10 protein-coding genes are annotated in these 9,282 nt (G+C 74.2%); 4 read left to right on the forward strand and 6 right to left on the reverse strand.

The window, feature by feature from the left end:
- Both AC51EU_RS22815 and amaP read left to right on the forward strand, forming a co-directional pair.
- On the forward strand, nucleotides 1-266 hold a 266-nt coding region (locus AC51EU_RS22815), incomplete at its 5' end, for a DUF6286 domain-containing protein (RefSeq protein ID WP_496268904.1).
- A 5-nt stretch (nucleotides 267-271) separates the two neighbouring features.
- Complete coding sequence (amaP, locus tag AC51EU_RS22820; RefSeq protein WP_496268905.1) at nucleotides 272-877, forward strand: alkaline shock response membrane anchor protein AmaP; 606 nt, start codon at nucleotides 272-274, stop codon at nucleotides 875-877.
- An 8-nt stretch (nucleotides 878-885) separates the two neighbouring features.
- On the opposite strand, the gene AC51EU_RS22825 is transcribed toward amaP, so the two are convergent.
- The 5 genes from AC51EU_RS22825 to AC51EU_RS22845 all read right to left on the reverse strand — a co-directional run bounded on the left by AC51EU_RS22825 (nucleotide 886) and on the right by AC51EU_RS22845 (nucleotide 5,719).
- The gene (locus AC51EU_RS22825) at nucleotides 886-1,641 is read right to left on the reverse strand and encodes an SDR family oxidoreductase (RefSeq protein WP_496268906.1); all 756 of its coding nucleotides are present in this window, start codon (nucleotides 1,639-1,641) and stop codon (nucleotides 886-888) included.
- 4 nt (nucleotides 1,642-1,645) lie between these two features.
- Nucleotides 1,646-3,430, reverse strand: coding sequence for a glycoside hydrolase family 15 protein (locus AC51EU_RS22830; RefSeq protein ID WP_496268907.1), 1,785 nt, complete (start codon nucleotides 3,428-3,430; stop codon nucleotides 1,646-1,648).
- Between the two features lie 29 nt (nucleotides 3,431-3,459).
- Nucleotides 3,460-4,305, reverse strand: coding sequence for an SURF1 family cytochrome oxidase biogenesis protein (locus tag AC51EU_RS22835; protein WP_496268908.1), 846 nt, complete (start codon nucleotides 4,303-4,305; stop codon nucleotides 3,460-3,462).
- 53 nt (nucleotides 4,306-4,358) lie between these two features.
- A complete protein-coding gene (locus AC51EU_RS22840) occupies nucleotides 4,359-4,592 on the reverse strand; it encodes a metallothionein (protein ID WP_496268909.1) in 234 nt (77 codons plus the stop codon).
- A gap of 98 nt (nucleotides 4,593-4,690) precedes the next feature.
- Entirely contained in the window at nucleotides 4,691-5,719 is a 1,029-nt protein-coding gene (locus AC51EU_RS22845; protein WP_496268910.1) for a DEDDh family exonuclease, read from the reverse strand.
- A 203-nt stretch (nucleotides 5,720-5,922) separates the two neighbouring features.
- Here AC51EU_RS22845 and AC51EU_RS22850 point away from each other — a divergent pair, with 203 nt between their 5' ends.
- The gene (locus tag AC51EU_RS22850; protein WP_496268911.1) at nucleotides 5,923-6,843 is read left to right on the forward strand and encodes a sterol desaturase family protein; all 921 of its coding nucleotides are present in this window, start codon (nucleotides 5,923-5,925) and stop codon (nucleotides 6,841-6,843) included.
- Entirely contained in the window at nucleotides 6,840-7,538 is a 699-nt protein-coding gene (locus AC51EU_RS22855; protein ID WP_496268912.1) for a lysoplasmalogenase, read from the forward strand. Before AC51EU_RS22850 ends, AC51EU_RS22855 begins: the two co-directional genes overlap by 4 nt.
- A 60-nt stretch (nucleotides 7,539-7,598) precedes the next feature.
- On the opposite strand, the gene AC51EU_RS22860 is transcribed toward AC51EU_RS22855, so the two are convergent.
- Nucleotides 7,599-9,104: a S8 family serine peptidase gene (locus tag AC51EU_RS22860; protein ID WP_496268913.1), complete on the reverse strand. Its 1,506-nt coding sequence runs from the start codon at nucleotides 9,102-9,104 to the stop codon at nucleotides 7,599-7,601.
- Between the last annotated feature and the right edge of the window lie 178 nt (nucleotides 9,105-9,282).

The raw sequence follows: 9,282 nt of genomic DNA on the forward strand, positions 1-9,282 counted from the left end.
GGCGTACCGCCCCCGGCGTCCGGGCGGCCCTGGACCGGCCGGCCGCCGCCCTGATCCTGCGCGACCACGCCCTGCGGGTCCCCGGCGTCCGGTCGGTCCGCGTCCGCGTCGGCAGGCGCCGGGTACGGGTACGGGCCGTGTCGCACTTCCGGGAACCGGACGAGGTCCGCGACGACCTCGGCACCGTCCTCGGCGAGGGGGTGCGGCGGCTCGGGCGGCCCCGGCCCGCGCCCCTGTCCGTCCGCGTCCGGCGGCCGGGGAGGTGACGGCGATGGGCACGGGCCGCGGCATCGTCAACCGGGTGCTGCTCGCCCTGACCGGGCTGGTGCTGCTGGGCGCCGGAGGGGCGGTGCTGCTGACCGGCCTCGGCCTGCCCGCGCGGTGGGGCGCCACCCTGCCCGGCGGCCGGCACTGGCCACCACCGGACGCGGTGCCGCTCCCCGCGGGACGGCGCACCCGCTGGACGGACCAGGGCTGGTGGTGGCCCGCCGTCCTCGCCGCCCTGGCCGTCCTCGTGCTGCTCCTGCTGTGGTGGCTGCTGGCCCAGTCACGCCGCCGCGGGCTCCGGGAGATCGAGGTCGACAGCGGTGACGGCGAGGGCGCCACCGTCCGCGGGCGCGCCCTGGAACGGGTGCTGACGGACGAGACCGAGATCCTCGACGGCGTGGACCGGGCGACGGTGCGGCTCACCGGGCGGCGCCGGGCGCCCCGGGTGCGGGCCGTGCTGGTCCTCGCCCCGCACGCGGACCCCGACACCGTCGTACGGCGCCTGTCCGACGAGGCGCTGGCCCATGTCCGCACATCGGCCGGGCTGGAGCGGCTGCCGGCCGAGGTGCGGCTGCGGGCACTGCGGCACCGGGCCGAACGCGTCCGCTGACCGGGCCCTCAGATACCTCGCCGCGCCCCGCCGTCCACCGGCACCATCACCCCGGTCAGATACGAGGCGGCCGGCGACAGCAGGAACGCCGCGACCCGGCCGAACTCGTCCGGCTCGCCGTAGCGGCCCAGCGGGATCAGCGCGTTGTTGCGGGCCCGGGAGCCCTCCGGGTCGCCGGAGAGCGCGTCGAGCTGGGTCATCCGGTCCGTGGCGATCCGGCCGGGCAGCAGCCCGACGACGCGGATGCCGCGCGGCCCCACCTCGTCGGCCAGCGACTTGGCGAACCCGGCGAGGCCGGGGCGCAGCCCGTTGGAGATCGTCAGCCCGCCGATCGGCTCGTACACCGAGCCGGAGAGCACGAAGCCGATCACCCCGCCCTCGCCCAGCTCGGCGGCGGCCGCCCTGGCCGTCCGCACCGCGCCGAGGAAGACCGTCTCGAAGGCGTCCCGCCACTGCGCGTCGGTGTTGCCTGCGGCCGTGCCGGGGGCCGGGCCGCCCACACTGACGAGCACGCCGTCGAAGCGGCCGAACCGCTCGCGGGCGGCGGCGATCAGCCGCTCGGGCGTGCCGGGGTCGGCGTTGTCGGCCGCGACGCCCAGCGCCCCCTCGCCCAGTTCCGCGGCGGCCGCCGCGGCGCTCTCCTCGGTGCGTCCGGAGAGGACGACGCGGGCGCCGTCCGCGACGAGCGCGCGGGCGGTGGCGAGGCCCAGCCCGCGGGTGGCCCCGGTGACGACATACGTCCGGTCGGTGAGTCCGATGTCCATGGCCCTAGTCTGCCCCGGCCCCGCCCAGCAGGGCGTAGGCGGCCCCCACCAGACCGATGTGACTGAACGCCTGCGGGAAGTTGCCCAGTTGGCGGCGGGAGAGCGGGTCGTACTCCTCGGCCAGCAGGCCCACGTCGTTGCGCAGCTCCAGCAGCCGGGCGAACAGGGCGTGCGCCTCCTTGGCCCGGCCGGTCAGCAGCAGCGCCTCGGCGAGCCAGAACGAGCAGGCCAGAAAGGTGCCCTCGGTGCCCGGCAGCCCGTCGACCGCGCCGTCGTCGGTGCCGTAGCGGCGCACCAGGCCGTTCTGGGACAGCTCCCTGCGGACCGCGTCGACGGTCCCCACCACCCGGGGGTCGCTGCCCGGCAGGAATCCGGAGCGGGGGATGAGCAGCGTCGCCGCGTCCAGGGCGGAGGAACCGTAGGACTGGGTGAAGGTGTTGCGCGAGGCGTCGTAGCCGCGGTCGCAGACCTCGCGGTGGACGGCGTCGCGCATCGCCCGCCAGCGGTCGGCGTTCCCCCGCAGGGACGGCCGCGCCTCGACGGTGCGCACCGCCCGGTCCGCCGCCACCCAGGCCATCACCTTGGAGTGGACGAAGTGCCGGCGCGGGCCGCGGATCTCCCACAGGCCCTCGTCCGGCTCCCGCCAGTTGCCTTCGAGGTGGTCCATCACCGCGCGCTGGATGCTCCAGGCGTGCGGCTGGGACGGCATTCCGTTGGTGCGGGCGATGTGGAAGGAGTCCAGTACCTCGCCGTACACGTCGAGCTGGAACTGCTCGACGGCGGCGTTGCCGATCCGCACCGGGAACGAGTCCTCGTAGCCGCTCAGCCACGGCAGCTCGGCCTCCGGCAGCCGCCGCTCACCGGCCAGCCCGTACATGATCTGGAGGTCGTCGGGCGCGCCGGCCACCGCGCGCAGCAGCCAGTCGCGCCAGGCGGCGGCCTCGTCCAGATAGCCCGCGAGCAGCAGGGAGTTCAGGGTGAGGCTGGCGTCCCGCAGCCAGCAGTAGCGGTAGTCCCAGTTGCGGATACCGCCGGGCCACTCGGGCAGCGAGGTGGTCGGGGCGGCGACGATCCCGCCGGTGGGCGCGTAGGTGAGGGCCTTGAGCGTGATCAGGGAGCGGACCACGGCGTCGCGGTAGCGGCCGGGGCAGCGGCAGCGCGCCGACCAGTCGTGCCAGTCCTCCAGGGTGGTGTCGAGCGCCTCGTACGGGTCGGCCAGCCGCGGCCGCGGCTCGTGCGAGGGGTGCCAGGTCAGGACGAAAGCGACCCGCTCGCCGGCGCCGACGGTGAAGTCCGAGCAGGTGCTGAAGCCCTTCCCGTAGGTGGTGACCTCGGGCTCGGTGCGCAGCCACACCGCGTCCGGCCCGGCGACCGCGACCCGCAGCCCGTCGCAGCGCCGCATCCAGGGCACCAGCCGCCCGTAGTCGAACCGCAGCCGCAGCACCCCGCGCATCGCGACCTCGCCGTCGAGGCCCTCGACGATCCGTACGACGTCCGGGGCGCGGTCACGCTGCGGCATGAAGTCGGTGACCCGGGCCCGGCCGGTGGCGGTGCGCCACACGGTGTCCAGGACGAGGGAGTCGCCGCGGTAGGAGCGTGCGCAGCGGGCTTCGGGGTCCGCGGGGGAGAGCTGCCAGTGGCCGTTCTCCCGGGTGCCGAGGAGCGCGGCGAAGCAGGCGCCGGAGTCGAAGCGCGGCAGACACAGCCAGTCGATGGAGCCGTCGCGGCAGACGAGCGCGGCGGTCTGCAGATCGCCGATGAGCGCGTAGTCCTCGATACGTGGGTGCACTCAGCGGCCTTTCCCGCCGGGCGGGGGCGCTATTCGGCGGAGGCGGCTGTCCGGGCTACGGCGCTTTCCGGGGCCGGGCCGTCGTCGCCGTCGGGGGCGGGCCCGGCGGCCTCCCGCGCGGTGGCCGCCAGCCGGTCACGGCGCTCGCGGCGGACCAGGACGCACCAGCCGACCGGTACGGCGGCGGCGAACAGCCACCACTGGATCGCGTACGCGATGTGCGGCCCGATGCTGTCGTGGTCCGGTGCGGGCACGAGCTGGGGCCGGTCGTCGCCGGAGGTCTCGGGCCCGATCTGCTCGATGTAGCCGCCGAGGACGGGCCGGCCGAGCCGCTCGGCCTGCTGCTCGCTGTTGATCAGCATCACCTGGCGGGCGGGCAGCCCCCGGGTGTCCTTGATCCCGCTGTTCGCGGTGGTCTCGTCGGCCATCAGCCGGCCGGTGAGGCGCACGGTGCCCTTGGGGGCGGGCGGGACGTCGGGGAAGCGGGTGAGGTCGTTGCCGGTCGGGATCCAGCCGCGGTTGACCAGCAACGTCCCCCCGCCGTCGAGGTCGAGGGGGGTGAGGACGTAGTAGCCGATCTTCTGCTCGTCGGCGGCGGTGCGCTGGCGGACGACGACCTCGTGCGCGCCGTCGAAGGTGCCGGTGGCCGTGACCCGGCGCCACATGTCGTCGCGGGGCACCGTGCGGCCGGGGGAGGTCAGCGAGGTGACCGGGACCGGCTTCGCCTTCAGGTTCGCGTCGATCAGCGCGTTCTGCGCGACCCGGTGCTCATGGCGGTGGAGCTGCCAGAACCCCAGCTCGGTCATGGCCGGGATCAGGGCGAGCGCCACCAGGGTGGTGATCACCCACTGCCGGGTCAACAGGAAGCGGTACACGGTCCGACGTTACCTGGCGCGCGGCGGCCCCCCGGCACGGGGTCCGGCCGCCGTCAGACCCGGTCGACGATGCCGGTCCGGCCGGCGGCGCGGGCGCAGTGCGCCCCGCAGTACCAGTGCTGCTCCGCCTCCACCCCCTGCCCGATGATCTGACACCGGCAGTGCTCGCAGATCGGCGCCATGCGGTGGATGGCGCAGGAGAAGCAGTCGAAGACGTGCACCGCGCCCTGCGCGTGCACCTCGAACGTCATGCCGTACTCGTTACCGCAGACCTCGCAACGTGCCATGGGCCACAGTGTGCGGGCACGGCCGCCGCCGGGCGCCGTGCGACCGGGCGTGTGGGGAGCGCTTCACCCGGACGCGGGCGCCACAGGGGGCGGGCGGCTCAGTCGGAGCCGGGCGCGGGCGCCACGTCACGGAGCAGTTGGGTGAAGGCCGCCTCGTCGACGACGGGCGTACCGAACGACCGCGCCTTGACGGTCTTGGAGGTGTGCGCGTCCGGGTCGTTGGTCACCAGCAGGCTGGTCAGCCGGGAGACGCTGGTGGCGATGTGCAGCCCCGCCTCGATCGCCCGGTCCTCCAGCAGCTCGCGGTCGACGGAGGTGTCACCGGAGAACGCGACCCGCATCCCCTGCACCAGCGGCCCGCCCGGCTCGTAGCGCCCCGGGTTGGGGTACGGGCACGCCGGGCGCTTGCGGGACGGCCGCCAGGACGCCGGGCGGTAGGAGGAGGACCCCGTGCGCTGCCGGGGCGCGGGCGAGGCGGACCACTCGGTGAGCGGCTGGCACGCCAGCAGCGGCAGCCGGAGGTTCTGCCGGGCGGCCCGGCACAGGCTGGGCCGGAACGCCTCGGCCAGCACCCGGGCGTCGTCCAGGGCGTGGTGGGCCCGCTCCTGCACCACGCCGTAGTGGGCCGCCAGCGACTCCAGCTTGTGGTTGGGCAGCGGCAGTCCCAGTTCCTTGGAGAGCGCGATGGTGCACAGCCGCCGGCTCACCGGGGCGGTCGCCTCGGCCCGGGCGTACTCCCGGGCGATCATCGACCAGTCGAACATCGCGTTGTGGGCGACCAGCACCCGGCCGTCGAGGCGCCGCGACAGCTCCGGGACGATCTCCGGGAAGAGGGGCGCGTCGGCCAGCATCTCGCTGGTCAGCCCGTGGATCCACACCGGGCCCGGGTCCCGCTGCGGGTTGACCAGGGTGTACCAGCGGTCCTGGAACTCCCCCCGGGCGTCGAGCTGGTACACGGCGGCGGAGATGATCCGGTCGTCGCGCGCCAGGCCGGTGGTCTCCACGTCGACCACCGCGTACCCCTCGGGATACGCGTCGGGCCAGGAGGCCGGCGGGGTCTGCGGGCCCGGCTGCCGCCCGATCCCGGGGGCGGTCGGGCCGGCTGCTGCCATGCGGTCTTCGAGCATGGTCACTGAGGATACGGGCCACCACCGACAGCCACCGAACCGACGTCGCCACCACCGCTCCCCGGGCGCCCGGCCCGCGCGGTGACCGCGGCGGGCGGTGCTACCACCGGTACGCCCCCGGCCCGCAGCTGACGAAGCGTCTCACATACTTCTCGGTAACAACCTCTAGCGGGGCCCGTACCGGCGCCCTTATGGTGCGGGGCATGCCGCACCTGCCCGATGTCGTGTTGTGGTCCGTGCCCGCCTTCGCCCTGCTCACCGTCGTGGAAATGGTGAGCTACCGCCTGCGCCCCGACGAGGACGCCGCCGGCTACGACGCCAAGGACGCGGCCACCAGCCTCACCATGGGCGCCGGCAGCCTGGTCTTCGACGCGCTGTGGAAGATCCCGATCGTCGCGATCTACACCGCCCTCTACGCGGTCACCCCGCTGCGCGTCCCCGTCCTGTGGTGGACGCTGCCGCTGATGCTGCTCGCCCAGGACTTCTTCTACTACTGGTCGCACCGCGGCCACCACGTCGTCCGCGTCCTGTGGGCCTGCCACGTCGTCCACCACTCCAGCAGGAAGTTCAACCTCACCACCGCGCTGCGGCAGCCGTGGACCAGCTGGACGGTCTGGCCGTTCTACCTGCCCATGGTGGCGCTCGGCGTGCACCCGGCGGCCGTCGCCTTCTGCTCGTCCGTCAACCTCGTCTACCAGTTCTGGGTGCACACCGAACGCGTCGGCACCCTGCCCAGGCCGTTCGAGTACGTCCTCAACACCCCCTCCCACCACCGGGTGCACCATGCCTCCCAGGGCGGCTACCTGGACCGCAACTTCGGCGGCATCCTCATCGTCTGGGACCGGATGTTCGGCACCTTCGTCCCCGAGACCGTCCGCCCCGTCTACGGCCTCACCAAGAACATCGCCACCCACAACCCGCTGCGGGTGGCCACCCACGAGTACGCGGCCATCGCCCGCGACCTGCGGGCCGCCACCGGCTGGCGCGAACGCGCCGGACGGATCTTCCGCGGACCGGGCTGGCAGCCCGCGCCACCGGACACCGCCACGGCGAAGACCGCACGCGGGCCCGGCGGCCGGGTACGACGCGACCGGACCAGGACGGCCGGCGGGCGGGCCGCATGAGCGCCCCGTACCCCCGCGCCGCCCGCGTCCTCCTCGCCGTGTTCGCCGCGCTGACGGTCGTTCACCTGGCCGGGCTGGCGGCACAGGCGGGCGCCGGCCCCGGCGGCGCCGCGCGGACCGCCGTGCTGCTGACCAAGCCCGCCCTGATGCCGGTCCTCGCCGCCCACGTCCTGGCCCGCGGCTGCCCCCGGCTGCTCGCCGGGGCACTGCTGTGCGGCTGCGTGGGCGACACCTTCCTCCAGATCGGCGGGGACTTCTTCCTGCCGGGCATGGGCGCCTTCGCCGCCGGACACCTCTGCTATCTGGCGCTGTTCACCCGGCACGGAACGGCGGCACGCGGACGGCCCGGCCGTACCGCCGCGCTCGCCGGCGCCTACGCGGCCGCCTGCGCCGTCACCGTGGCCCTGCTGTGGCCCGGACTGCCGGACACACTGCGGCTCCCGGTGGCGGGCTACAGCCTGCTGCTGACCACCATGGCCTACTTCGCGCTGCGGATCGGGGTGCCGGCCGCGGCCGGGGGACTGCTGTTCCTGCTGTCCGACAGCCTCATCGCGACCGGTCTCGCCGACTGGCCGCAGCTGCCCGCCGTCCACCTGTGGATCATGCTGACCTATATCGCCGCCCAGTACGCCCTGGCCCTGGGCGTCTCGCGGGCCGCGGGCGCCCCCGCCGCCGTCCGCCCGGCCGTGGCCTGAGCCCGCCGGGGTGCCGCCCCGTCCCGGGGGCGGCACCGTGCGAGGGTCCTGGCGCGGCGGCTACTTCGTCACGGCGCGCAGCGCGTCGACGATGCCGTAGCCGAAGTGGCTGTTGACGTGCCGGGTACCGGTGCAGGTGGCGTCGCCCACCGGGCAGCCCGGGTTGACGGCCTGCGCCCTGAGCAGCCACCGCAGTTCCTGCGGGCTCGACTTCGGGTGGGTGCTCGCCAGCAGCGCCGCGACGCCCGAGACATGCGGCGTGGCCATGGACGTACCGGCCAGGTAGCCCCAGTCGCCGCCGGGCAGGGTGGAGAGGATGTTGCCGTTCTTGGCGGGGAGTTCGGGCACCTGGCGGGAGTCGCCGCCCGGGGCCGCCACATCGACCTGGCCCAGGCCGTAGTTGGAGTAGCTCGACTTCAGGGTGTGGGAGCCGGTGGCGGAGACGGTCACCGTGCCCGGCAGCTGCGTCGGTATGTCCCAGCAGGTCTTGGGGTTGACCGTGCGCGTGACAGGCTTGGAGTCATTGGGGCTGGAGGAGTCGGTGAGCTTGTTCGCGCCCAGGTCGAGGTTCGAGTTGCCGGCCGCGGCGATGTTGAGGACGCCCTTGCCCTCGGCGTACCGGGCGGCCCGGCCGACGGCCTCGGTGATCGCCGCCTGGTCCGCGTCGTCCTTGCAGTTGAACATCCACGGGTCGACGTAATAGCTGTTGTTGGTGACCTTGACCCCGTGGTCGGCCGCGAAGACGAACGCGCAGACCACGTTCTCCGCGTAGAACATGCTGGTCCCCGGCTCGCTGACCTTGATCGCCGAGACCTTCGCACCGGGCGCGACACCGGCGATGCCGACACCGTTGCGGGCCGCCGCGATGGTGCCCGCGACATGCGTGCCGTGGTAGTCCTCCTGCGGGTCGTACGGCCGCCACGCGCCCGGGGAGGTGTCGGGCACGCCGCCCACGCAGTTGGCGGACTGCTTCGCCGAGAAGTTCGGCCGGAGGTCGGGATGGGTGTCGTCCACGCCGGTGTCGATGACGGCGACGGTGACCTTCTTGCTGCCGGGGTTCACCTTCGCGGCCTGATCGGCCTTGATGGCCGGCAGGTCCCACTGGAGGGACTCCAACGGCTCCTCGCCCTTCGCCCTGGCCGCCGCCCCGAACTGCGCCTTCGGCCGTTCGATCCGCTGCGGCCTGCCGATGTCGGTGGTGGCGGACGGCGTCAGCGGCGCGGTACGGGTGGCACCCGCCGACTGCACCCCGTCGACCGTGCGCAGGGTCGCCGCGAACGTGGGGTCGGACGAGTGGGCGACGATCACGCCTATGCGCTCATGGGCCGTGACCACCTTCCCGCCGGCCCGGGATATCGCCTTCTCGACCTTGCCGACCGCGGCCCGGCCGGGGGTGGTGTTCACGACGTAGGAGAGCAGCGGGCCGCCGGCCTTCGCGGCGCCGGCCGGGGCCGCGTCCCGGGGCGCGGCGGTGGCCGCGTACGGGAGGAAGCCGAGGGACGCGGTCAGCGCCAGTCCGAGGGGCAGGGCCAGGGCCCGCACGCGTCTGGATCGGGGATGTGCCATGGAAACTCCACCTCATCCGTGCGACCGCCCGTGCGCCTGACGCGCACGGGCGGATCTGTTGAAGGGTGAAGGTATCCGTGGTCACCGGCGGGGAGCAATGGTGTATCGGAGGAAAAACCCCGACCCGCCGGGAAGTTGCCGGAGCGTCAGTACCCGCGGCGCAGCGCGCCGAGGCTCA

The organism is Candidatus Streptomyces philanthi (assembly GCF_059553635.1).